The following is a 21,939-nucleotide window of genomic DNA, read 5'->3' on the forward strand; positions in this document are numbered from 1 at the left end:
CCGGCGAGCCGCTTGCTTCACCACACCAACGGGATTGAAAAAAATGTCTGCCAAGGAAATCAAATTCGCCACCGACGCGCGCGACCGCATGCTGCGCGGCGTCGAGATCCTCACCAATGCGGTGAAGGTCACGCTCGGCCCCAAGGGCCGCAACGTCATCATCGACAAGGCTTATGGCGCGCCGCGCATCACCAAGGACGGTGTGACGGTGGCCAAGGAAATCGAGCTTGCTGACAAGTTCGAGAACATGGGCGCGCAGATGGTGCGTGAAGTGGCTTCGAAGACCAACGACCTCGCCGGTGACGGCACCACCACCGCCACGTTGCTGGCCGCATCGATCCTGCGCGAAGGCGCCAAGCTGGTTGCCGCCGGCATGAACCCGATGGACCTCAAGCGTGGCATCGACCAGGCTGTCGCCGCCGTGGTCAAGGACATCAAGGCGAAGGCCAAGAAGGTCAAGTCGTCGGCCGAGATCGCCCAGGTCGGCACCATCGCCGCCAATGGCGATGCCAGCGTCGGCGCCATGATCGCCAAGGCGATGGACAAGGTCGGCAATGACGGCGTCATCACCGTCGAGGAGGCCAAGACCGCCGACACCGAACTCGACGTCGTCGAAGGCATGCAGTTCGACCGCGGCTATCTCTCACCCTATTTCGTCACCAATGCCGACAAGATGCGCGTCGAACTGGAAGAGCCTTACGTGCTCATCCACGAAAAGAAGCTCGGCAATCTACAGGCGATGCTGCCGATCCTCGAAGCAGTGGTGCAGAGCGGCAGGCCGCTGCTGATCATCTCGGAAGACGTCGAAGGCGAAGCGCTGGCGACGCTGGTCGTCAACAAGCTGCGCGGCGGCCTCAAGGTCGCGGCCGTCAAGGCGCCGGGCTTCGGCGATCGCCGCAAGGCGATGCTGGAAGACATCGCCGTGCTGACATCGGGCCAGATGATTTCAGAGGATCTCGGCATCAAGCTCGAAAACGTCACCATCGAGATGCTTGGCCGCGCCAAGCGCGTACTGATCGAGAAGGACACCACCACGATCATCGACGGCGCAGGCACCAAGGCGACCATCCAGGCGCGCATCGCGCAGATCAAGGGCCAGATCGAGGAGACCACGTCCGACTATGACAAGGAGAAGCTGCAGGAGCGGCTGGCCAAGCTCGCCGGCGGCGTCGCCGTGATCCGCGTCGGCGGCGTCACCGAGTCTGAAGTGAAGGAAAAGAAGGACCGCATCGACGACGCGCTGAATGCGACGCGCGCGGCGGTGGAAGAAGGCATCGTGCCCGGCGGTGGCGTGGCGCTTCTGCGCGCAAGATCGGCTCTGGCCGGCCTGACCGGCGCCAATGACGATGTGACCGCCGGCATTTCGATCGTGCTCAGGGCGCTTGAAGCCCCGATCCGCCAGATCGCCGAGAATTCCGGCGTCGAAGGCTCGATCGTCGTCGGCAAGCTGTCCGACAGCAAGGACCAGAATCAGGGCTTTGATGCCCAGAACGAGGTCTATGTCGACATGATCAAGGCCGGCATCGTCGATCCGGCGAAAGTGGTGCGCACCGCGTTGCAGGACGCCGGCTCGATCGCCGCCCTTCTGATCACCGCCGAAGCGATGATCACCGACATCCCGGCCAAGGATGCGGCGCCTGCGGGCGGCGGTGGCGGCATGGGCGGCTACTGACCATCGCCCGAAAATTGCCCGCCTGGGAATCTGGGCGGGCATAAATCAGAACAGACTGCCGGGGACATTTCCCCGGCGAGCCAGGAATTTCCGTCAGTCAGTCAAGACCAGTCAGCAACGACACGGAGATCGACAGATGATCACATTTGCCCCGAAGCCATACGCTGTATCCGCGACCAAGCCGGCGGAGGAGAGCCGCTTCGATCGCATCCGCCGGATTCCGCCGACAAGCACAGGCAGGCCGATGCCGGGCCGATTCGCCGCGAGCCGTCGAAGACCGGCGACAAGCGGCCGATTTGACGGCTGCCAACCTCACGACACCGGCAACGCTCCGCCCTCTTCGGTGCGGCGGGCAATGAACTCGTCGAGTACATCGGATGTGGCAACGGCCGACGCCGGCGGCTGGAAGTCGGCCAGCGTCCGCTTCCAGATGCCGGTGGCGCGCTCGGTGGCCGACTTCGAACCGGACTGCGTCCAGCTGCCGAAATTCGACCAGTCGGCGACCAGCGGCTCGTAGAAGGCGGTGCGGTAGCGCGTCATGGTGTGGCCGGCGGAGAAGAAATGCCCGCCCGGCTGAACTTCGGCGATCGCCTCGAAGCCGATCGAATCCTCGTCGCCGGGGGTCGTAGCGCAGAGTTCGGCAACCGTCTGCAATGCCTCGATATCGGTGATCAGCTTCTCGTAGGAGACGCTGAGGCCACCCTCCAGCCAGCCCGCGGCATGGATGCAGACGGTGGCGCCGGCAAGCACCGAGCCCCACAGCGCGAACTGCGTCTCGTGCGCCGCCTGCACATCGGAAATGTTGGCCGCACTGCCGCCGCCGGACCGCCAAGGCAGGCCGGTGAAGCGCGCCAGCTGGCCGGCGCCCAGCGTCGCCTTGACGTGCTCGGGCGTGCCGAAGGCCGGTGCGCCGGACTTCATGTCCACATTGGAGGAGAAGGATCCGTAAACCACCGGTGCGCCCGGCCGCACCATCTGCGCCAGCGCGAGACCAGCCAGCGCCTCGGCATGCTGCAGCGTCAATGCGCCGGCGACGGTGATCGGCGCCATGGCGCCGGCCAGGCAGAAGGGCGTGATGATGGACACCTGGCTGGCCTTGGCGAAGTCGATGATGCCTTGCGCCATCGGGATATCGAGCTGGCGCGGCGAATTGGTGTTGATCACGGTGTAGCAATGGACGCCGGCCAGGAACTCGTCCTGCGAGAGCCCGCGCGCCAGCCTGATCATCTCGAACCCATCCTCGACCTGCGGCGTGCCGCGCGCGAAGACGAAGGGGAACTTGTCCGACAGGGTCAGCTGCGCACGGTTGACGGCATAGTGGCGCAAACGGTTGTCGACATCCTGAGGCTCGATCCAGGGGCCGAGCATATGCAGCACGTCGAAATTCTGAACAAGCTTGGTCAGTTCTTCGAAAGCGGCGAGCGTGCCCGGACGCCGTCCGCGTTCGAGATCGGTGACGTTGGGCGCCCCGGCTCCGGCGAGGAACGTCATCGAGCCGAGCTCCAGCATGAGATCGCGGCTACGGTCGCCCGCCAGCGCCCGGATGGATTTTGGCGCCGAGGCGATTGCCGCAGTGACAATATCGCGGCCGATGCGCACCATCTGGCTGTCCTCGTCGACCAGCGCACCGGCTTTGGCGTAGATCGCCCGTGCCTCCGGCAGCAGCACCTTGATGCCGAGCTCTTCCAGCACGCGCAACGCCGTGCCGTGGATGGCCGCGACCTGGTCGTCCGAAAACACCGGCTGGGGCAGGAACGGGTTTTTGAGCGAGCGATAGTTCGGGTGGCGGCTTGACCCGCTGCCGGCCTCACCGGTGTGCCCGCGCCGGCGCTCGCGCCTGGTCTCCCTTATGATGTCATCGACCATGGCCAAAACTCCTCATGCCGCATCGCCTGCCCTCGGGGTCGTATGGCGAGGCCGGAATAATTCGCGCCGGCCGCTCGACGCCGACAATGTGCACCCAAAGCGCGGTCCCCTCCCCGGCGAATTCGTCGCCCAGCAACGTCAGCGCGACGCTTTTGCCTATTGTGTAGCCATAGCCGGCTGAGGCGACGAAGCCGACGCGCCGGCCCTTGTGCCAGACTGGCTCGAAGCCACTGGCGTCGGCATCGACGGCGTCGACCTCCAGCGTCACGATCCGGGCGGCGCTCAACAAACCGTGCGGTGTGGCCTGGCTGCCCTTGTGAGCCGGGCTGAAATGGAAGAATAGTCTTCGCCGGGTATGCCCGCCCTGAAATTGCCCGCTTGCGGTTCTCAGGTGGGTTGGGTGAGTTTCGGGAATGGCCAGTCCTTTAGAACGACGTCCAAGACGAAGAGGTCCGATCGCCGCCGCACTGCTGGCGGTGGACGCGTGGATCGATTCCTCGCTCTACGAAATCGGCTTCAAGGCCGGCCAGTTCTGGGAGTCGGCGACCATTTTTTCGCGGCGCTTCCGAGTCACCGGCTGGCGACGCGGCATCATCGAGGTGCTGAGCGAAGGTTTTACGATGGGCGCCGGCGGCGTCGTCGTGCTGCTCGCACTCGCGATGCCGGCCTTCCAGATCACCACCGGCGACTGGCGCAGTCAGGGCGATTTCGCCGTCACCTTCCTCGACCGCTACGGCAACGAGATTGGCCAGCGCGGCATCATCCAGCGCGATTCCGTGCCTGTCGACGAGATGCCGGACCATGTCATCAAAGCAGTGCTGGCGACCGAGGACCGGCGCTTCTTCGAGCACTACGGCATCGACGTGCTCGGCCTGTCGCGCGCCATCTTCGAGAATGTGCGGGCCAATTCCGTCGTCCAGGGCGGCTCCAGCATCACCCAGCAGCTGGCCAAGAACCTGTTCCTGTCGAATGAGCGTACCTTCCAGCGCAAGATCAAGGAAGCCTTCCTGTCGCTGTGGCTGGAGGCCAATCTGTCGAAGAAGGAGATCCTGCAGCTCTATCTCGACCGCGCCTATATGGGCGGCGGCACGTTCGGCATCGAGGCGGCGGCGGATTTCTATTTCGGCAAGAGCGTCAAGGATCTGAACCTCGCCGAGGCGGCGATGCTGGCCGGCCTGTTCAAGGCGCCGACCAAATACGCCCCGCACATCAACCTGCCCGCCGCCCGTGCTCGCGCCAATGTGGTGCTGTCGAACCTCGTCGATTCCGGTTTCATGACCGAAGGCCAGGTGCTGCAGGCGAGGCTGCATCCAGCCGAGATCGTCGACCGCGGCGAGCAGAAGAGCCCGGACTATTACCTCGACTGGGCCTTCGATGAGGTCAAGAAGATGGCCAAGCCCGGCCAGCATTCGCTGGTCGCACACACCACTTTCGACGCCAACATCCAGAAAGCGGCGGAGGAATCCATCGAATTCCATCTCCGCCAGTTCGGCAAGGAATACAACGTCACCGAGGGCGCCGTTGTGGTGATCGAGACCAATGGCGCGGTGCGCGCCATTGTCGGCGGCCGCGACTATGGCGCAAGCCAGTTCAACCGCGCCACCAAGGCGCTGCGCCAGACCGGCTCCTCGTTCAAACCTTACGTCTACGCCACCGCCATGGAGCACGGGTTCACCCCGGACTCCGTCGTCTCAGGCGGGCCGATCAGCTGGGGCGGCTGGTCACCGCACAATTACAATGGCGGCTCGGCCGGCAATGTGACGCTGATCACGGCGATCGCCAAATCGATCAACACCGTGCCGGTACGGCTGGCCAAGGACTATCTCGGCATCGGCCCGATCAAGGCGATGGCCGAATCATTCGGCGTGGAATCGCCGCTGGAGTCGCACAAGACCATGGTGCTCGGCACATCGGGCATGACGGTCATGGACCAGGCGACGGGCTACAGCGTGTTCGCGCAGAACGGCTTCGCCGGCTCGCGGCACGGCATCACCCAGCTCGTCACCCGCACCGGCGATGTCGTCTACGACTTTGCCAAGGATGCGCCGGCGCCGCATCGGGTTCTGTCGGAACAGGCTTTGAAATACATGAACACCATGCTGGCTGCGGTGCCGGCGATCGGCACCGCGCGGCGCGCGCAGCTGCCCAACATCGTCGTCGCCGGCAAGACGGGGACGACGCAATCCTACCGCGACGCCTGGTTCGTCGGCTTCACCGGCAATTACACGGCTGCCGTCTGGCTCGGCAATGACGACTTCACCCCGACCCGCAACATGACCGGCGGCACGCTGCCGGCGATGGTGTGGCAGCGGCTGATGGTCTATGCGCACCAGAATATCGACCTGAAGCCGATCCCCGGCCTAGACAAACCCTTCGTCGACGAAGAGATCGCGGCCAAGGCCGAGGAAGCGGAGAAGAAAAATGCCGATCAGGCAGCAGCGGATGCCGCGGCCGAGCGCCCGGCGGTGCTGTCCAGCCGCACGACACAGACGCTGCGCGAGATGACCAAGGTGTTCCAGGCCGCGCCCGTGCTCGGCTCGCCGCAGACATCGGAGACCCTGTCGGCGCTTTGATTCCACAGCGCTGCTTGCTCTGTGGCCTGCCCCGCTATATCCCCGAACGATAATTCTCTCGTCCCGGTTCTTCATGCTCAAGACCGCCTTTTTCACGCTGCTTTCGCTTGCCATAGCCATCGGCCTCGGCGGCGGCAGCGTCTGGTATGCGCTGCAGGCGCAGAGCGGCGTCGGCGCGATCAGCATCGGCGAATGGACCGCCTTTCCCGAGATCGGCACGCAAGATGCCGACCCCTATTCCAAGGCGCGCGTGGCGCGTGAAGGCGTGCTGGCGCTCGGCAAGGCCGAGGGCTTGTCCTTCATCGCCGAACGCGATGCGGCCGGCGATGAGCTTCAGCGGCAATGCGACTACAGGATCGAGGGCAGTTTCCCCACCGCCCGGTTCTGGACGCTCTATGCCGCGGATCAATCGCTCGGCGTGGTCGACACCGGCAAGCCAAGGCTGGCGGCGCTGCAATCCTACCAGGTGCTGCGTCAGCCCGACAATTCGGTGATCATTGCCGTCGGCAACCGTCCGGCCCCCGGCAATTGGCTTCTGACCGAAGGTTTTGGCCGGATGTATTTCGTGCTCACCTTCTACGACACGCCGATTGCCTCAAGCACCGGCCTTTCCGACGTGTCGCTGCCCCGGATCGTCAAGGCTGGCTGCAATGCGTAGGCTGCTGCACGCCATCCTGCTCGGCCTGGTCGGCGCCGGCATCATCCACATCGTGGTGCTTTTGCTGGTGCCGGACTTTACCGAGCGCGACGCCTGGTCACGGCTGGCGATGGCGTCCGACCTCTACAAGATGACAAGGCTGGATGCCGAGGCGGGCGGCGCGCCGGTGGTGAAGTCGGTAGATCCGCTGTTTTACGCCGCCGCCTGCCGCTTCGACCTTGCCGAAGGCATGGTGCGGATCAAGGCGCCGGGCAGCGTGCCGTTCTGGTCGGTGTCGGTCTATGACCGCAATGGCCACAATTTCTATTCCTTTAACGATCGCACGGCGACCGGCAACAAGCTGGACACCGTGGTGCTGACCCCGGCACAGATGATCGACGTGCGCAGGGAGCTTCCCGAAGACCTGCAAGGGGCGATCTTCGTCGAGGCGCCGATCGAGGAAGGCATTTTCGTCATCCGCGCCTTCGTGCCTGACGACAGCTGGAAGCCGTTAGTGTCGCAGTTCCTGGACCAGAGCTCCTGCGAACTGCAGGACTACTGACCTCAGCCCGACGACCAGCAAACTCAGTGGTGCGGAACAGGCGTCCGTGGTGTGCCCGGCTTGTCCGCCGGCCGCGCCTGGCCTGCCAATGGCGGATGCTCGTAGCGGACGCCGGGAAAAATGATCACCGCCGCCGGCGTACCGGTGTCCTGAACTGCTCGATTGACTGGTGCCGATCGCGGCACGAAAGACAGTACCATGCCCATGGTTCGCGTATTCCTCTCGGTTGCCCCGGAGCACAACGCAACGCCTCCAAATGTGATTAAGGCCGGCAGAGGGTTAACGGAGCGCTAACGGATCGCGGCTAATTTGATGTTTGTTCCAGGCCTTGCGCGAAACCGACACAGTTGCGGTTGAGCATGGTCCGGGTTGTGTCGAGTGTCGGGCGTATCTTCCGTGTCAGCTTCGGATTTCAGGCAAATCGCCATACGGACGGAATCGGGAAAAGCCGAAAGGCTGTTTCGCGCCGCCGTGTCGGCGTTCTGCTCGCTGACCCGCCCGTCGCGCCGCGAGATCGCCCAGCTCGAGGATCTGACGCTGCCGCTGTTCGACAGCGTGCCGGTCGAATCGCGCCGCTATGTCGCCGCCGCCCTGTCCGAATGCGAATATGCGCCGGCCGCCCTGGTGCGGCGGCTTTGCGAGGAGCCGGTCGATGTCTGCGCCCCCTTGCTCGTCCGTTCGCGGGCGCTGGGCGACATCGACCTGATCGCGTTGATCGGCCGCCACGGCCTGCCGCATGCGCGCGCCATTGCCCGCCGCAAGGATTTGAACCCGACCATCGCGCAGTTGATCAAGGCGCTGGAAAAGCCGACCCTGGTGCGCGTGCGGCAGCCCGAGCCGATCGCCGACGTGGCGGGCGCCGAAGCCGCTGCCGCCGCTCCCAGCGCACCAAAACTGCCCGGCAGCGCCGCCGAAACCGCCAGGCGCCGCCTGCGCTCGATGATGCTCGCCGAGGGCGAGGCGACATCGGTCAATCCCTTCGTCGGCTCAGCAACTTACAGCAAGCTGCGCGAGACGGCGCTGACCGGCAAAGCCGCCTTCTTTCAGACCGCGCTTGCCGACGCGCTCGACATCGACTTCTCCACGGCGCGGTCGCTGACCGAGCATTCGAGCTATGTCTCGTTGCTCGCCGCGCTGCGGGCGCTCGACCTCAGCGAGGACAGGGCATTCCTGATCGTGGTCGCGGTTTACCCCCGGGAGTTTCCGCACCCGCAGGCGATCCGCATCTTCCTCGACCGATACCGGCTGCTGCACCACGAGGCGGCGCTCGACAAGGTGCGCGGCTGGAAGGCCGAAACATTGTCGCGAGCGGTGCGCGGCAACACCCCTGTCGCCGCGAATGGCGACCAAGCGCCGGACGTCGACAAAGCCAGCCTAGGGGCCAGCCTCAAGGCGTCTTGACGGAGAGAAGCTCCTCGACGGAAACCGTTGCGGCCTCGATCTCGACCACCCAGATGTCGGGATCGAATTTTTTCTCCCGCTCAAGCCTGGCGTCAAGCGCGGCGGCATCGTCGCCGGCGCCGAGCAGCGTGAAAAAGCGATCATCCGGTTTGTCCGAATCGTAGCTCGTCTGGGGCGCCGGGCCGAACAGGGAGACGTCGCCCAGCCTGCCGCGGGAGAGCACGAAGACAGCGCCGGCCTCGGTCGCGCCGCGCTTGACGACGGCCGCAAAGCCGCCGGCGCCGAAAACACGGCGCAGCAGGGCCGACACCCAAAACTCGGTGGTTACGCGCATGACGAGGCTCCGGAGGACATGCGCGGCGTCTTAGCCGGATTTTCGTCTATCCGCGAGCGGTCGTCTTGACCACTCAATTGGTCAGGCCGATCTCGCGCATCTTAACGTAGACGACCTCGTCGGGCTCGCCCGTTTCCGGCAGGCCGAATAGCGACTGGAATTCCTTGATCGCCGCCTTGGTGCGGGCGCCGACGACGCCGTCGAGCTGCATGTCGTCATTGCCGAATGCCTTCAGGCCGGCCTGGATCTTGACGATGCGGGCATCGGGCGCCTGGGCGGATACCGGCGCGGAAACCGGGATGGGCGCAGGCGCGGCCTCGGGCGCGGCAACTCGAGCGGCGGCCATATCCACGGGCCTCGGCACAGGATGCGGGATGCCAGCTGTTGTCTGCTTGGCGCCGAGCTGGTCGAGCAGGACGGCGTCGATCTCACCGGAGGCCGGCAGGCCAACTTTCTGCTGGTATGCCTGGATCGCCTTTTGGGTATTCGGCCCGGAAATGCCGTCGACCGTTCCCGTGTAGAAATCGAGATCCTTCAGGATGCCCTGGACCTGCTCGACGGTCGGATCGCTTTTGACCGGAGCCGGGCCGGGCCGCAGGATGTTGATGGTGGTTTCGGGTTCGTCCGCGCCGGGGTGCGGAAAACCCTCGATGCTGCGGGTGGCGAAGAAGGCGCCGGCGTGCGGAAAGGGCTGGTACCACAGCGCGTTGGCGGAAACGTAGAACAGCGTCACCAGGAAGGCGGTCGAGCCGCCGACCAGGACCGGATTGCGCGAGATCGCGCCGCCCAGCGCAATCGCGCCGGCCTCGAACGCGCCGCTGCGGCGCTTGACCGCCTTAGGCTGTTTTGCGGAGCGAGCCATTCCTGTCCCCTTTCGCGTCGCCTTTCGTCCTGGTCGCGGGCATCGGCAGCACGCCGTTCCTGTCGGTCGCGCTCCTCTTCGGCCCGTTCACCGGCAGGCTGATCGTGACCGTCGTCCCCTCGCCCGGCATGCTTTCGATCGACATCGTGCCGTCGTGCAGCGCCACCAGGCCCTTGACCAGCGACAGGCCGAGCCCGGTGCCCTCGAAGCGGCGCGTATAGTCGTTCTGGATCTGCATGAACGGCTTGCCGAGATTGACAAAATCTTCCTCGGCGATGCCGATGCCGGTGTCCCTGACCCAGAAATGCAGCCGCGAGCCGATCCGCTTGGCGCCGACGACGACATTGCCGCCATCGGGCGTGAACTTGACCGCATTGGAGATGAGGTTGATCAGGATCTGCTGCACGGCACGACGGTCGGCATTGATCTCGCCGGCGTCCGGCGCAATCTGCGCCTGGAGTCCGATGTTCTTGGCATTGGCCTGCAGCTGCATCATCGACTGGCACATCTCGACCGCTTCGATAAAGCGGAACGGTTCGGGCTCGGTCGCGTAGGCGCCGGCCTCGATCCTCGAGACATCAAGGATGGAGGTGACGACGGCAAGCAGATGCTGGCCCGACTCCTTCACCAGGCCGACATACTCCTTCTGGCGCGGGTCCTTGAAGCCGCCGAACATCTCATGCAGCAGCATGTCGGAAAAACCGATGATGGCGTTGAGCGGCGTCCGAAGCTCATGGCTGACGACCGCCAGGAAGCGGCCCTTCGCCACCTCTGCCGACGCTGCGGCCTCATTGGCGGCAGCAAGCTCGTCGCGCAATTCGGCAGTCTCGTCGTTCTCGCGCAGCAGCAGAGTGAAGGTCTCCTGCTGCTCTTCGGCGCGCATCAGTTCGAGCTGAAATGGCCGGTAATTGTCGGCCGTTGAGGCGCTGCCGTCCTGCGGCAGCCTTACCCGAAGATCGAGCCGGCGCGCCAGGGCGCCATCGCGCATGTCGGCAAGCGCGCTGAGATAAGCGACGCGATCGGACAGGTGGATGCGGTCGAACAGGCCGGCGCCGAAAAGCAGTTCCGGCGGCAGCTTCAGGATGGTGCGCGCCTTGGCCGAGGCATCCAGGACCTCGCCATGCCGGGCGACATGCAGGACAACGGCGTCGATCATGTCTTCAAGGCGGTCGTTTGGAAGCAGCGCGGGCTGCGCGCGTGCGGCATCGCCGAGGGCTGCGAGCCGGGGAACCAGCGTCAGGCCCCAGGCGAGCGGCAGCAGCCAGTGCCACGCCGCGACTTGCGCCCCGCCGAGCGGGACGACAGAGCCGACAAAGGGCTGCAGCAGCATTGCGGCCAAGGCTGAGAGGCCGCCCCAAAGTGCCGCGCGCTTTGAACCGCCGATCCACCAGGCCTCGAATGGCAGTGCCAGAGACAGCAGCGCAACCGGCGACGCCAGGCCGCCTGCTGCCGCGACGGCGCCGGCAAGGGCAAGACCGCCGGCGGCAAGGGCAACCTGGGCTGCCAGCGTCATCTTGCCTGACGCCGCCACCAGCAAGGCGGCGAACCAGCAAAGACCGAAGGCGGCGAAAATGGTTGCGACGGTGACGGCGGCGCCCATGCCCGAGGTGACCAGTGTCACCGCCGCACCGGCGGCGAAGAACGGAGCGGCAAGCATGATGCCGATGAACCGGCGCTGGCGCAGGCGATCGCCCTGGCCGATGATGGCCGGATGGACCATGCGTTCGCAACCAGCCGCCAGCGCGCCAGGCAGTTCAATATATCTGGCAGTTGTCAAACTCAACGCACTCGCACCCGGTCGTGACTGCCCCTGCTTTGCAGGTCGCTTTTGCTTGTTTGAAACTCGCATCCAGCGTTTAAGGAATGAATAAGGCTGACCCGAACAACGAGCGCGCTGCGGCAAAAATTGGAGCGCCGGCACCGGAATGCACCGCCATTTGTGGCCATAGTAAACGGAGCGTTATGTGCAAAGGGCGTGCCCGTGGCTGCGAAACCCTGAGCCGGCATGCCTGCTCTTCTGAAGATATCCATGCGCAACAATCGCTTAGATGGTTACTGCAAGGTTAAGAAAATCGCCGGCATTTGAGGCTAATGCACTGCAAAACGCCTCGCTTCGAATTTGCCTAAAATTTGAGGAAAATTTTCGCTGAGCAGGAAAGCCGTCCTTTGCGCCTCATGTGCCATTGTCGCTGATATAAAGAGGTCATTGCGCATGGACGCATGATCCGGTCATTGGACGAGAGGGCAGATCGATGGGCTTTTTGATAAGAATGGCGTTCTGGTTTTCGCTGGTGTTGCTGGCGCTGCCGCTGACCGTCGGCCCCGACGAGGATGGCCGCGAGAGCGTCGGGCCGTTCCAGGCGCTTTTTGCGGCGCGCGAAGCGGTCGGCGACATCGCCGGCATTTGCGAGCGCAAGCCGGACGTCTGCGAAACCGGCAAGTCGGCGATGCATACGATCAGCGCCCGGGCCAAGGAAACCGCCAAGATCGCCGCCGCCATGCTGGACGACAAGAGCGCCGAGACCTCGCCCGATACATCGCTGGCCACCGGCAGCGTCGCCGAGGACATCGTGCTGCCGGCGACAGTCAACATACCTGCCAAGCTGGTGGCGAAGAACTAAACACCGTTTCAGCTGGTATCTACAGCGACACCGCAGGCCGGTCGGACCTCTCGATGCCTGCGGTGCTTTTCTTCTTTTTCCGTGACGCCGCAGCCGCGGATGACTATATCCCGAGCAATGGCCACGACGATCCAGACGATCCGCGACGACTTCTCCCTGCTCGACGAGTGGGAAGACCGCTATCGCTATGTGATCGAGCTCGGCGAAGCGCTGCCGCCATTTCCCGACGCCGAACGCAACGCCGCCAACAAGGTGCCGGGCTGCGTCAGCCAGGTCTGGCTGACCACGAGCCGAGCGCCGGGCGCCGATCCGGTCATCACCTTCACAGGCGATTCAGACGCTCATATCGTACGCGGTCTGGTCGCCATCATGCTGGCGCTGTTTTCGGGACGGACTGCCAGCCAGATCCTTAAAACGGACGCCGAGGCGACGCTGAGGTCGCTTGGCCTCGACGAACATCTGTCGCCACAGCGGGCCAATGGCCTGCGCTCAATGGTCAAGCGCATCAAGCGCGACGCCGAGATGGCTCTCAAGCAGACTGCTTGATTGCTCTATCTTCTCTTCTTTCGACGCAATTCCCAAGAGAAAGCGCTGGGCAGTTTTCCTGGAATTGTTCTAGAAACAAAACGGCGCCGTAAGGGGCGCCGTTGATCTTGTCCATTGGAGCCGGTGTTACCGCCCCTTGCGCTTGCGGCCGAGGCCCATCTTCTTGGCCAGCTGCGAACGGGCAGCGGCATAGTTGGGGGCAACCATCGGATAGCTGGCGTCGAGATTCCACTTCTCGCGGTATTCATCGGGCGTCAGACCGTAATGGGTCATCAGGTGGCGCTTCAGCGACTTGAACTTCTTGCCATCTTCAAGGCAGACGATGTAATCGTCATGAACAGAGCGCTTCGGGTTTACCGCAGGCTTCTGCTTGTCGGCCGGAGGCTGTTCGCTTGCTCCGCCCACGCGCCCGAGAGCGGCATGGACATCAGCGATAAGGTTCGGCAATTCGCCGACCGGCACGGGATTGTTGCTGACATAGGCTGCCACCACATCGGCGGTCAGCTCGATCAGCGCATCGCTATTTCTGGAAGGTGTTTCGACGATATCCATGGTTTAGGCCCCAACGAAGGATGTTTCTGTTTGCGCCCTTTTTGGAAGATCGGGCATGGCGCGAATTTCACGCGGGAAGAGCTTCATGGATTCGCGTCCGGGCATCTTAATGAGCCCACAGACAAAGTAAGTCAATTCGCATCTTGCGCTATATTCAACGATATTCATCGAATAGTCGCTCTTCAGCTTCAATCTTTCGTGCACTCTGTAACTTCGCGATATTTTCTGGTCGGACCAGGACTAGCATGACGTAAGGTCACGCCATCGCTAAATCAGCAGGGACTCATAAAATGGGCAGCGATGCTTCGTCTATGCTTCAAGGTTTGGGCAGCTGATTGTCGGATTCGTACCAAACCGCAAGTTGCAAAGCGTTGGCGAAACACGCCGAAGAAGATATTCGGTCTGACCGGATTCAATACGGCGTGAGATATTTTCCATAGACCCAGCCACTAACAAAACCACCATTTTGCGCCGGGTCGTGCCAAACTTGACACCATTGATAGCGAATTGCCTGTTTCTGTTTCCAGTGCGGCTGGCCGGCGATCTCCAGAAGATTCAAGCCGCCGGTGCACTTGCCGGTCATCTGCAGGATCGTCCCGTTGGGATAGGCGGCCTGCTTCTGCGAGGTGCCGGACGGATATTTGCGAACGTTGAGCGTGTCGCCGAACGGCACGCCAGCCACTTGCCAAGCGGCGAACGCGGTTGCATGAGACTGGCCGGTGAAAGCCAGAACGGTCGAAGCGACGACGGCGAGAGCCGCAGCGGTGTTGATATGGAAATTCATCATCCTCTCCTTTTGGCTCATCTCCCGAGCCCGCCGCAACCAATACATCCCGGCCCTTGAACCCGCGCTGATCGGCGTGTTCATTTGCCATTCAAGTAATTTCTTCAGTGAGACGCAATGACCAAGACCTCAGCTTTTCCGACCGCCAGCCCGCCGAGCCCCGAGAAACACCCCGTCTTCGACACGCATCACGGCATTACCCGCACAGATGACTATGCCTGGCTGAGGGCCGAGAACTGGCAGGCGATGTTCAGGGACCCTTCCCTGCTTGAGGGCCGCATCCGCGCCCATCTCGAAGCCGAAAACGCCTATCAAGCAGTGCTTATGGCCGATACGCTAGAGCTTCGGAAGCAGCTGTTCGGCGAGATGAAGGGGCGCATCAAGGAAGATGATTCGACGGTGCCGATGAAGGATGGCCCCTATGCTTACGGCTCATCCTTCAAGTTTGGCGGCGAACAGCCCCGCTATTTCCGCATGCCGCGCGATGGCGGCGATGAGCAGATCCTGCTCGATGGCGACGCGGAAGCCGAGGGCAAGCCCTATTTCCGCCTCGGCGGCGTCGACCATGCGGCCGATCACCGCAAGCTGTTGTGGGCGTTCGACGACAAGGGCTCTGAATTCTTCACACTTCGCGTGCGCGATCTCACCAGCGGCAAGGAACTGAGCGACCAGATCGAGGCCACCAGTGGTGGCGGCGTCTGGAATGCCGCCGATGACGGTTTCTTCTACACAAGGCTCGACGACAATCATCGTCCGTCCAAGGTGCTGTTCCACGCGCTCGGCGGCAGCCCCCTTAATGACCGGCTGATCTATGAGGAAACCGATCCCGGCTTCTTCATGGATGTCGGCGGCACGCGCTCCAACGAATGGATCATGATCGGGATCAACGATCACGAAACCTCGGAATATCACCTGATGCGCGCCGATGAGCCTTTCGCCGAGCCAAAGCTGGTGGCAAAGCGCGAGACCGGCCTGCAATATGATCTGGAAGAAGGCGGCGACATCTTCTTCATCCTCACCAATGCCGACGGCGCCAAGGACTTCAAGATCATGACGGCGCCGGCTGATGACCCGGTTCGCGCCAACTGGGACGAGCTGGTGGCGCACGAGCAAGGCCGGCTGATCCTGTCGGTGGTCGGCTTCAGGGATCATATGGTCAGGCTCGAACGCAAGGAAGGGCTGCCGCGCATCGTCGTGCGCGATCGCCGCAGCGGCGAGGAGCATCTGATCTCGTTCGACGAAGAGGCGTTCTCGCTCGGCCTGTCGGGGTCCTATGAATACGACACCGAGATCATGCGCTTCACCTATTCGTCGATGACGACCCCGGCGCAGGTCTTCGACTACAATATGCGCAGCCGCGAGCGTGTGCTGCTGAAGACCCAGGAAGTGCCGTCCGGTCACAGTCCGGATCATTATGTCACGCGCCGGCTGATGGCGCCGGCCGCCGATGGCGAACTGGTGCCGGTCTCGCTGCTGCATCACCGCGACACGCCGCTCGATGGCTCCGCACCGTGCCTGCTTTACGGCTACGGCTCTTACGGCATTGCCATCCCGTCGGCGTTCAACACCAACTGGTTCTCGCTGGTCGACCGTGGCTTTGTCTTTGCCATCGCCCATGTCCGCGGCGGCAAGGACAAGGGCTATGGCTGGTATGACGACGGCAAGCGGGCGCACAAGATGAACACGTTCACCGATTTCATCGCCGTCGCGCAGCATCTCGTCGCCGAGCGTTACACCCAACACGACCGCATCGTCGCGCAAGGCGGCTCGGCCGGCGGCATGCTGATGGGTGCGATCGCCAACATGGCGCCGCAAAATTTCGGCGCCATCGTTGCCGAGGTCCCCTTTGTCGACGTGCTGACCACGATGCTCGACGCAAGCTTGCCGCTGACGCCGCCGGAGTGGCCGGAATGGGGCAACCCGATCGCGTCGGCGGAAGATTACCAAACGATCGCCGCCTACTCACCCTATGACAATGTCGCCGATCACGACTACCCGCCGATACTGGCGCTGGCCGGCCTCACCGATCCGCGCGTCACCTATTGGGAGCCGGCCAAATGGGTGGCGCGGCTGCGCGAGCGCAAGAGCGGCGACAATCCGGTGCTGTTCAAGATCAACATGGATTCCGGCCATGCCGGCGCCTCCGGCCGCTTTTCAAGGCTGGAGGAGATCGCCTATACCTACTCCTTCGCGCTCAAGGTTACGGCCAAGCCCGAACCCGAGGTTACGGGCAAGGCTGAGAATGCAACGGAGGCGTCGCAATGATCGATCTATCCACCTTGACGGCTTACATAGCGGTTGTGCTTGGCTTTGTGTTTATTCCAGGCCCAGCCACGCTTTTGACGGTCGCGCGAGCGACGAGTTCCGGAACCAGGGTTGGCGTCGCGACGGGCGCGGGCGTCGCGGCTGGCGATGTGTTCCATACCATCATGGCGATGGTCGGCATTTCGGCGATCATCGCCACTTCGGCAACGCTGTTCAGCGTCGTAAAATACATCGGCGCGGCGTATCTCGTTTACCTCGGCATCCGCGCAATCATCGAGAGAATACCGGCCGACCCTACTGCCGGCGCACTCGCGATCTCCGCCAGCAAGGCGTTTCGTCAAGCTGTCCTGACCGAAGTGCTTAATCCAAAGACGGCGCTTTTCTTCCTCGCCTTCCTGCCCCAGTTCGTGCGGCCTGAAAACGGATCGGTGATGCTCCAGATGATGACGCTGGGCATAATCTTTGTTCTGCTCGGCCTTTTCAGCACAGTCGTCTTTGCCGTGAGTGCGGGCCGGCTCGGCACGTTCCTGCGCCGCAATCCGTCGGTGGTGAAATGGCAAGGCAAGGTGGTTGGCGGCATCTACTGCGCGTTAGGCGTTCGTCTGGCCTTGCAGCAGCGCTGATGTCGAAGCGAAAAGCGCGCCCGTCGAGGCGCGCCGGTCGTCACTTTTTGAATTCCGGGCTGCTCATTTTCACTCGCATTTGCAATGGCTGCGCGCTACCCATGCGCGCCACCTTCCAGACCATGACATACGCAAAGGGGCCACTATGTTGCTCGTCGACACCTATCTCGAGAAATCACCGATCCAGGGCATCGGGGTTTTCGCCAGGAACCACATTGCCAAGGGCACGCTGGTCTGGAAGCTCGACCCCAGATTCGACCGGATCATCGACGTCGAGACCTATGAAGGCGAGAGCGGCCCGGTGAAGAACTATCTCGACCGTTATTCCTATCCAGACCGCCGGGATCCGAACTACATCGTCTTCGAAGCCGACGACGCCCGCTACATGAACCATGACGACGAACCGAATTGCGATGTCTCCTCGCCCGAGGAAACCTATGCCTTGCGCGACATCGCACCCGGCGAGGAACTGACCTGCAATTACAGCCATTTCTTCGAGACGGGCTTCGACTTCCTCGGCGATCGCCACCTGTAGATCGCCACCTGTAGCCGGGATCACTTGGCCGGCTTGCTGCGCACCGGGTAGCCGTTGGGATGCGGCGGCACCGCCTTGAGATAGGCGGCTATTGCCGCGCGATCTCCCGGCGGCAGTTCGGCCATGTTGCGCTGCACGTCGACCATGGCGCCGCCTACCGAGTCGAAATCGGGGGTAAAACCGGTTTCGAGATAGTTGGCGATGTCGGCTTCCGACCAGTCACCGAGCCCGCCCTCGCCCGATGTGATGTTCGGCACGACGCCGCTGCCTTCGGCTGCCGACGCGCCAGCCAGCCACTGGCTCTTCCTAGTGGCGCCGGTGAAGTCGCGCGGCGTGTGGCATTCGCCGCAATGGCCAGGCCCCTCGACCAGATAGCGGCCGGCGAGTACCGGATCAGGCGTGCCATCGGCAAAGGCAATCACCGGCTCCTTGCTGAGATAGAGCCGCTTCCACAGGCCGAGGCCGCGGCGCATGTTGAAGGGGAAACTCAGGGAATTGTCCGGCGCCTTGCCGGCGACCGCCGGCAGCGTCTTCAGGAACGCATAGAGATCGGCAATATCAGCCGGCTTCATGCGGGCGTAGGATGCGTAGGGGAAGGCCGGATAGAAATGCTCGCCCGACGGCGACACGCCCTTCAGCATGGCGTTGGCAAGGTCCTCGACCGTCCAGGCGCCGATGCCGTCCTTGGGATCCTGCGAGATGTTGGGCGGCACGAAGGTGCCGAACGGCGTCTTGAGCTCGAGGCCGCCGACCAGTTGCAAACGGGCGTCACCCTGCGAGCCTGGCTTGGCGTGACAGGAGGTGCAGCCGCCGGCATTGAAAATGCGCTTGCCCCTGGCGGCGTCGCCGGGGCCGAGCTGCGCCAGGGTGTCAGTGTCGAGCTTGACCGGCGCCGACAACAGCCAGCCGGCGCCGGCACCGACGACACCCAGGACAAGGGCGGCGCCGACAAATTTTTTCCACAAGGGCATTGACCGGGATCAGCTCTTCTTCACCCGATAGGTCTTGTGGCAGGTGCCGCAATCACTGCCGAGCGTATCGATCTGCGCCTTCAGCGCATCGACATCGGCGGGTGCGGCGGCGACTGCGGCCTTGACGTCGGCGAGGTACTTGTCTTCGGTCGATTTGAAGCCCGCCATGTCTTTCCAGATTTTGGGCGAGGCGGTGGTATCACCGCTGTCGCTGCCGGCCGGGAACAGCGTGTCGACATCGAACTTTTCCGCGTTGACCTGCAGCGCCTGCAGCGCCGTCAGCACGGCGGCGGCATCGAAGTCTGCCTCGCCCTTTGCGATTTTTGACAGGCCGCCGACGATCTTGCCTCGTTCCTTCATCAGTCCCTGTCGGTCGAGGATCGGGTCGGCAAAAGCCGCCGAGGCGGCGAGGCTGAGCATAGAGATGGCGATAACAAGCTTTCTCATTCAATTGGCTCCAGGATGATGAGGGGTCGCGACCTAACGTTAACGGAGGGCGGGCCGGGATTATTCCCTGTCCGCCGGCCGGATTCTGCCGAATTTTGTGTGCCTGCTGCTTCAGCTGAGAAAGAAAAGCCCCGGAGTACCGGGGCTTCTCTGGGTCGATCAGGCTTTCGCCTCTTCGTACATTTCAAGGACATGGTCCCAGTTGATGAGGCTGTCGACGAAGGCCTCGAGATATTTCGGCCGCGCGTTGCGGTAATCGATGTAGTAGGAATGTTCCCAGACATCGACGCCGAGGATCGGCGATGCGCCTTGGACGAGCGGGTTCTCGCCGTTCGGCGTCTTGGATATCGCCAGCTTGCCGTCCTTGACCGAGACCCAGGCCCAGCCCGAACCGAACTGCGTGGTGCCGGCGGCGATGAAGTCGGCCTTGAACTTGTCGTAGCCGCCGAGGTCGGCGTCGAAAGCCTTCTGCAGGGCGTCCGGAAGCTTGTTGCCGCCGCCGCCCTTCTTCATCCACTTCCAGAAATGGATGTGGTTGTAGTGCTGGGCTGCGTTGTTGAAGAGGCCGGCATTCTTGCCGAACGACTGCTTGACCACCTCTTCGACCGACAGATCGCCAAGGCCCGCTTCGGCGGCCAGCTTGTTGCCGTTGTCGACATAAGCCTTGTGGTGCTTGTCGTGGTGATACTCCAGCGTCTCCTTCGACATGTAAGGCTGCAAGGCCTCGTAGTCGTAGGGCAAGGCGGGCAATTCAAAAGCCATCGGTCATACTCCTCATGGAAAAATCCGGTGCGGATACCGGATTAAGATAGGGCTGCATTGATCTGGAACAACTCCGGAATGAAGCGCCAATTGCCTTTTAGCGGCTCAACCGGCGGAAGTCGAATGCGCCCATTCCCAATAAAGGTCGCGCGCTTTCTTGGCCACCGGCCCGGGCTGCAGATCGCGGTCCTCGATGCGGGTGATCGGCACGACCTTGGAATGATTTCCGGTCGAAAATATCTCGTCGGCTTCAAGAAAGTCGCGCACCGACAGCATCTTCTCCGTGGTCTTGAAGCCGTAATCGCCAAGCAGCGTCATGGTGCGCGAGCGGGTGATGCCGGACAGGAAGGTGCCGTTGGGCGCCGGCGTCAACACGTGGCTGTCCTTGACCAGGAAGATGTTCGAGGTTCCGGTCTCGGCGACATTGCCCAGCATGTCGAGCACCAGCGCATTGTCGAAGCCGCGTCCCTTTGCTTCGAGTATGGCGCGGCCATTGTTGGGATAGAGGCAGCCGGCCTTGGCATTGGTCGGCATGGTCTCGATGGTCGGCCGCCGGAACGGCGACACGGTGATCGAAAAACCGGTCGGCGAGATCATCGGCGATTCGTAAAGGCAGAGGCAGAAACGGGTCGAGGCCGGATCGGCCGGCACGCCCATGTAGCCGCCATGCTCGGCCCAGTACATCGGCCTGATGTAGACCGCTGTCTTGCCGTCGAACTTCTTCAGCCCGTCCCAGGTCAGTCCAACAATCTCATCGGCGCTCATCGACGGCGCGAGGCCGAGCGCGGTCGCCGATGCGTTCACCCTAGCGGCATGCAGCTCGAGATCGGGGGCGACGCCTTCGAACCAGCGGGCGCCGTCGAAGACGCTGGTGCCGAGCCACATGGCGTGGCTGCGCGGACCCAGAATGGCGACGTTGCCTTCGTACCAGTCGCCGTCGACGAAGGTCCATGTCGCCGATAGCGCCGCAGTCGCCAGTGTCATTGTTCGGTTCCGCTTCAAAGCTGCCTGTGCCAAGCATTGGAAGATGCTTTGACCGGCGCCGTCAACCGGCATGGAGCGGTTTTTGTTGAGGCCAGAGCGCCCCAAGAAAGCGATCAAGACTACAATCGATGCTTGCACCTTGCGCCGCCTGCCCTCAAAACTGTCGCCATGCATTATGCGGCTTACGTTTTCGACGCCTATGGCACGTTGTTCGACGTGCACGCAGCCGTGCGCCGTCATGACGGCGAGATCGGCCCCGACGGCCCGCTGCTTTCGGAAATCTGGCGCGCCAAGCAGCTGGAATATTCCTGGGTGCGCACGCTGATGGGCGGCTATGCCGATTTCTGGCAGCTCACCGAACAGGCGCTCGATTTCGCCCTGCTCAAGGTTCCCTCCGCCGACAAGGGACTGAAGGCCAAGCTGCTCGAAGCCTATTGGCGGCTCGACTGCTATCCGGAAGTGCCGGCCGTGCTCAAGGCGCTGAAAGCATCCGGCGCCAAGCTCGCAATCCTGTCCAACGGCTCGCCCGAGATGCTGGAAGCGGCGGTCAAGTCGGCCGCCCTCGACCAGGTGCTGGACGATATCTTTTCGGTCGACGCCGTCAGGCGCTTCAAGACCGACCCGTCGACCTACGACATGGTGGCGACGGGCTGGCGACTCTATCCGGGCGCCGTCTCGTTCCAGTCGTCCAACCGCTGGGACATCGCCGGCGCCACCAAATTCGGCTTTCGCACCGTATGGATCAACCGCGCCAACCAGCCCGAGGAATACCGGGATTTCCCGCCGGCGCTGATCCTGCCGTCGCTTGAAGGCCTGCTGACCGGCGGCTGATCACTCTGTTGCCTTCGAGCAACAGTGGCACGGCGGTCACAGCTTCGCCTTTGTTTGTCCACCCTCAGGCCAGAATCGGAACCGCCTATCGCGTCAGGCATTGGGGGAGGC

General features: G+C 63.0%; 22 protein-coding genes. 11 read left to right on the forward strand and 11 right to left on the reverse strand.

Features of this window, described 5'->3' with window-relative positions; genetic code table 11:
- Window positions 1-43 precede the first annotated feature (43 nt).
- Complete coding sequence (gene groL, locus NKI46_RS04715) at window positions 44-1,672, forward strand: chaperonin GroEL (RefSeq protein WP_352744986.1); 1,629 nt, start codon at window positions 44-46, stop codon at window positions 1,670-1,672.
- Between the two features lie 312 nt (window positions 1,673-1,984).
- Here the strand turns inward: groL and NKI46_RS04720 are convergent, their stop codons facing one another.
- Both NKI46_RS04720 and NKI46_RS04725 read right to left on the reverse strand, forming a co-directional pair.
- Window positions 1,985-3,538, reverse strand: a complete 1,554-nt coding sequence (locus NKI46_RS04720) for a trimethylamine methyltransferase family protein (RefSeq protein WP_352744989.1) — start codon at window positions 3,536-3,538, stop codon at window positions 1,985-1,987.
- Complete coding sequence (locus NKI46_RS04725; protein ID WP_352744992.1) at window positions 3,528-3,824, reverse strand: glycine cleavage T C-terminal barrel domain-containing protein; 297 nt, start codon at window positions 3,822-3,824, stop codon at window positions 3,528-3,530. Before NKI46_RS04725 ends, NKI46_RS04720 begins: the two co-directional genes overlap by 11 nt.
- 127 nt (window positions 3,825-3,951) lie before the next feature.
- Between NKI46_RS04725 and NKI46_RS04730 the strand changes: the two genes are divergently transcribed.
- The 4 genes from NKI46_RS04730 to NKI46_RS04745 all read left to right on the forward strand — a co-directional run bounded on the left by NKI46_RS04730 (window position 3,952) and on the right by NKI46_RS04745 (window position 8,711).
- Window positions 3,952-6,111, forward strand: coding sequence for a transglycosylase domain-containing protein (locus NKI46_RS04730; RefSeq protein ID WP_352744995.1), 2,160 nt, complete (start codon window positions 3,952-3,954; stop codon window positions 6,109-6,111).
- Window positions 6,112-6,184: 73 nt separating this feature from the next.
- Window positions 6,185-6,769 (forward strand): DUF1214 domain-containing protein, encoded by a 585-nt coding sequence (locus NKI46_RS04735; protein ID WP_023738546.1) that lies wholly within the window; start codon window positions 6,185-6,187, stop codon window positions 6,767-6,769.
- Window positions 6,762-7,310, forward strand: a complete 549-nt coding sequence (locus tag NKI46_RS04740; RefSeq protein WP_352744998.1) for a DUF1254 domain-containing protein — start codon at window positions 6,762-6,764, stop codon at window positions 7,308-7,310. Before NKI46_RS04735 ends, NKI46_RS04740 begins: the two co-directional genes overlap by 8 nt.
- A gap of 396 nt (window positions 7,311-7,706) precedes the next feature.
- Window positions 7,707-8,711, forward strand: a complete 1,005-nt coding sequence (locus tag NKI46_RS04745; RefSeq protein ID WP_352745001.1) for a hypothetical protein — start codon at window positions 7,707-7,709, stop codon at window positions 8,709-8,711.
- On the opposite strand, the gene NKI46_RS04750 is transcribed toward NKI46_RS04745, so the two are convergent.
- The 3 genes from NKI46_RS04750 to NKI46_RS04760 form a co-directional block, all read right to left on the reverse strand.
- On the reverse strand, window positions 8,698-9,045 hold the full coding sequence (locus NKI46_RS04750; RefSeq protein WP_023670160.1) for a DUF1491 family protein: 348 nt from the start codon (window positions 9,043-9,045) through the stop codon (window positions 8,698-8,700). The genes NKI46_RS04745 and NKI46_RS04750 overlap by 14 nt on opposite strands.
- Window positions 9,046-9,118: 73 nt before the next feature.
- Window positions 9,119-9,907, reverse strand: coding sequence for a peptidoglycan-binding domain-containing protein (locus NKI46_RS04755; RefSeq protein WP_023670159.1), 789 nt, complete (start codon window positions 9,905-9,907; stop codon window positions 9,119-9,121).
- Window positions 9,882-11,627 (reverse strand): sensor histidine kinase, encoded by a 1,746-nt coding sequence (locus tag NKI46_RS04760; protein WP_352745004.1) that lies wholly within the window; start codon window positions 11,625-11,627, stop codon window positions 9,882-9,884. The genes NKI46_RS04755 and NKI46_RS04760 overlap by 26 nt, the downstream gene beginning before the upstream one ends.
- A 532-nt stretch (window positions 11,628-12,159) precedes the next feature.
- On the opposite strand from NKI46_RS04760, the gene NKI46_RS04765 reads away from it, so the two are divergent.
- Both NKI46_RS04765 and NKI46_RS04770 read left to right on the forward strand, forming a co-directional pair.
- Complete coding sequence (locus tag NKI46_RS04765; protein ID WP_023732038.1) at window positions 12,160-12,528, forward strand: DUF5330 domain-containing protein; 369 nt, start codon at window positions 12,160-12,162, stop codon at window positions 12,526-12,528.
- A gap of 117 nt (window positions 12,529-12,645) precedes the next feature.
- A complete protein-coding gene (locus tag NKI46_RS04770) occupies window positions 12,646-13,074 on the forward strand; it encodes a SufE family protein (RefSeq protein WP_023738544.1) in 429 nt (142 codons plus the stop codon).
- A gap of 126 nt (window positions 13,075-13,200) precedes the next feature.
- Here NKI46_RS04770 and NKI46_RS04775 read toward each other — a convergent pair whose 3' ends face one another.
- Together NKI46_RS04775 and NKI46_RS04780 are read right to left on the reverse strand one after the other, a co-directional pair.
- A complete protein-coding gene (locus NKI46_RS04775; RefSeq protein ID WP_023673680.1) occupies window positions 13,201-13,626 on the reverse strand; it encodes a Ros/MucR family transcriptional regulator in 426 nt (141 codons plus the stop codon).
- A 412-nt stretch (window positions 13,627-14,038) separates the two neighbouring features.
- The gene (locus tag NKI46_RS04780) at window positions 14,039-14,413 is read right to left on the reverse strand and encodes an SH3 domain-containing protein (protein ID WP_023702200.1); all 375 of its coding nucleotides are present in this window, start codon (window positions 14,411-14,413) and stop codon (window positions 14,039-14,041) included.
- A gap of 114 nt (window positions 14,414-14,527) precedes the next feature.
- Between NKI46_RS04780 and NKI46_RS04785 the strand changes: the two genes are divergently transcribed.
- From NKI46_RS04785 to NKI46_RS04795, 3 genes are all read left to right on the forward strand, one after another.
- The gene (locus NKI46_RS04785) at window positions 14,528-16,675 is read left to right on the forward strand and encodes a S9 family peptidase (protein WP_023738543.1); all 2,148 of its coding nucleotides are present in this window, start codon (window positions 14,528-14,530) and stop codon (window positions 16,673-16,675) included.
- Entirely contained in the window at window positions 16,672-17,298 is a 627-nt protein-coding gene (locus tag NKI46_RS04790; RefSeq protein WP_023738542.1) for a LysE family translocator, read from the forward strand. The genes NKI46_RS04785 and NKI46_RS04790 overlap by 4 nt, the downstream gene beginning before the upstream one ends.
- A gap of 145 nt (window positions 17,299-17,443) precedes the next feature.
- Window positions 17,444-17,833 carry an SET domain-containing protein gene (locus tag NKI46_RS04795; RefSeq protein WP_023673684.1) on the forward strand — a complete coding sequence of 130 codons (390 nt, stop codon included), beginning with the start codon at window positions 17,444-17,446 and terminating at the stop codon, window positions 17,831-17,833.
- 20 nt (window positions 17,834-17,853) lie between these two features.
- Here the strand turns inward: NKI46_RS04795 and NKI46_RS04800 are convergent, their stop codons facing one another.
- The 4 genes from NKI46_RS04800 to NKI46_RS04815 all read right to left on the reverse strand — a co-directional run bounded on the left by NKI46_RS04800 (window position 17,854) and on the right by NKI46_RS04815 (window position 20,997).
- A complete protein-coding gene (locus NKI46_RS04800; protein WP_023738541.1) occupies window positions 17,854-18,804 on the reverse strand; it encodes a cytochrome c in 951 nt (316 codons plus the stop codon).
- A 9-nt stretch (window positions 18,805-18,813) separates the two neighbouring features.
- Window positions 18,814-19,251: a c-type cytochrome gene (locus NKI46_RS04805; RefSeq protein ID WP_023684552.1), complete on the reverse strand. Its 438-nt coding sequence runs from the start codon at window positions 19,249-19,251 to the stop codon at window positions 18,814-18,816.
- A gap of 159 nt (window positions 19,252-19,410) precedes the next feature.
- The gene (locus NKI46_RS04810; protein WP_352745009.1) at window positions 19,411-20,013 is read right to left on the reverse strand and encodes a superoxide dismutase; all 603 of its coding nucleotides are present in this window, start codon (window positions 20,011-20,013) and stop codon (window positions 19,411-19,413) included.
- Window positions 20,014-20,118: 105 nt separating this feature from the next.
- Window positions 20,119-20,997 carry a branched-chain amino acid aminotransferase gene (locus tag NKI46_RS04815; protein ID WP_023673688.1) on the reverse strand — a complete coding sequence of 293 codons (879 nt, stop codon included), beginning with the start codon at window positions 20,995-20,997 and terminating at the stop codon, window positions 20,119-20,121.
- Between the two features lie 168 nt (window positions 20,998-21,165).
- Here NKI46_RS04815 and NKI46_RS04820 point away from each other — a divergent pair, with 168 nt between their 5' ends.
- Window positions 21,166-21,828 (forward strand): haloacid dehalogenase type II, encoded by a 663-nt coding sequence (locus NKI46_RS04820; protein WP_023834440.1) that lies wholly within the window; start codon window positions 21,166-21,168, stop codon window positions 21,826-21,828.
- Window positions 21,829-21,939 lie beyond the last annotated feature (111 nt).

This window comes from Mesorhizobium sp. M0615, assembly GCF_040320805.1.
Classification (GTDB): Bacteria; Pseudomonadota; Alphaproteobacteria; order Rhizobiales; family Rhizobiaceae; genus Mesorhizobium.

Coding starts and splice junctions, on each gene's coding strand:
- NKI46_RS04755 (WP_023670159.1), bottom strand. CDS start 9,907: ATGGCTCGCTCCGCAAAACAGCCTAAGGCGGTCAAGCGCCGCAGCGGC.
- NKI46_RS04765 (WP_023732038.1), top strand. CDS start 12,160: ATGGGCTTTTTGATAAGAATGGCGTTCTGGTTTTCGCTGGTGTTGCTG.
- NKI46_RS04805 (WP_023684552.1), bottom strand. CDS start 19,251: ATGAGAAAGCTTGTTATCGCCATCTCTATGCTCAGCCTCGCCGCCTCG.
- NKI46_RS04795 (WP_023673684.1), top strand. CDS start 17,444: ATGTTGCTCGTCGACACCTATCTCGAGAAATCACCGATCCAGGGCATC.
- NKI46_RS04820 (WP_023834440.1), top strand. CDS start 21,166: ATGCATTATGCGGCTTACGTTTTCGACGCCTATGGCACGTTGTTCGAC.
- NKI46_RS04750 (WP_023670160.1), bottom strand. CDS start 9,045: ATGCGCGTAACCACCGAGTTTTGGGTGTCGGCCCTGCTGCGCCGTGTT.
- groL (WP_352744986.1), top strand. CDS start 44: ATGTCTGCCAAGGAAATCAAATTCGCCACCGACGCGCGCGACCGCATG.
- NKI46_RS04740 (WP_352744998.1), top strand. CDS start 6,762: ATGCGTAGGCTGCTGCACGCCATCCTGCTCGGCCTGGTCGGCGCCGGC.
- NKI46_RS04785 (WP_023738543.1), top strand. CDS start 14,528: ATGACCAAGACCTCAGCTTTTCCGACCGCCAGCCCGCCGAGCCCCGAG.
- NKI46_RS04775 (WP_023673680.1), bottom strand. CDS start 13,626: ATGGATATCGTCGAAACACCTTCCAGAAATAGCGATGCGCTGATCGAG.
- NKI46_RS04720 (WP_352744989.1), bottom strand. CDS start 3,538: ATGGTCGATGACATCATAAGGGAGACCAGGCGCGAGCGCCGGCGCGGG.
- NKI46_RS04790 (WP_023738542.1), top strand. CDS start 16,672: ATGATCGATCTATCCACCTTGACGGCTTACATAGCGGTTGTGCTTGGC.
- NKI46_RS04735 (WP_023738546.1), top strand. CDS start 6,185: ATGCTCAAGACCGCCTTTTTCACGCTGCTTTCGCTTGCCATAGCCATC.
- NKI46_RS04815 (WP_023673688.1), bottom strand. CDS start 20,997: ATGACACTGGCGACTGCGGCGCTATCGGCGACATGGACCTTCGTCGAC.
- NKI46_RS04800 (WP_023738541.1), bottom strand. CDS start 18,804: ATGCCCTTGTGGAAAAAATTTGTCGGCGCCGCCCTTGTCCTGGGTGTC.
- NKI46_RS04810 (WP_352745009.1), bottom strand. CDS start 20,013: ATGGCTTTTGAATTGCCCGCCTTGCCCTACGACTACGAGGCCTTGCAG.
- NKI46_RS04730 (WP_352744995.1), top strand. CDS start 3,952: ATGGCCAGTCCTTTAGAACGACGTCCAAGACGAAGAGGTCCGATCGCC.
- NKI46_RS04780 (WP_023702200.1), bottom strand. CDS start 14,413: ATGATGAATTTCCATATCAACACCGCTGCGGCTCTCGCCGTCGTCGCT.
- NKI46_RS04770 (WP_023738544.1), top strand. CDS start 12,646: ATGGCCACGACGATCCAGACGATCCGCGACGACTTCTCCCTGCTCGAC.
- NKI46_RS04760 (WP_352745004.1), bottom strand. CDS start 11,627: ATGGTCCATCCGGCCATCATCGGCCAGGGCGATCGCCTGCGCCAGCGC.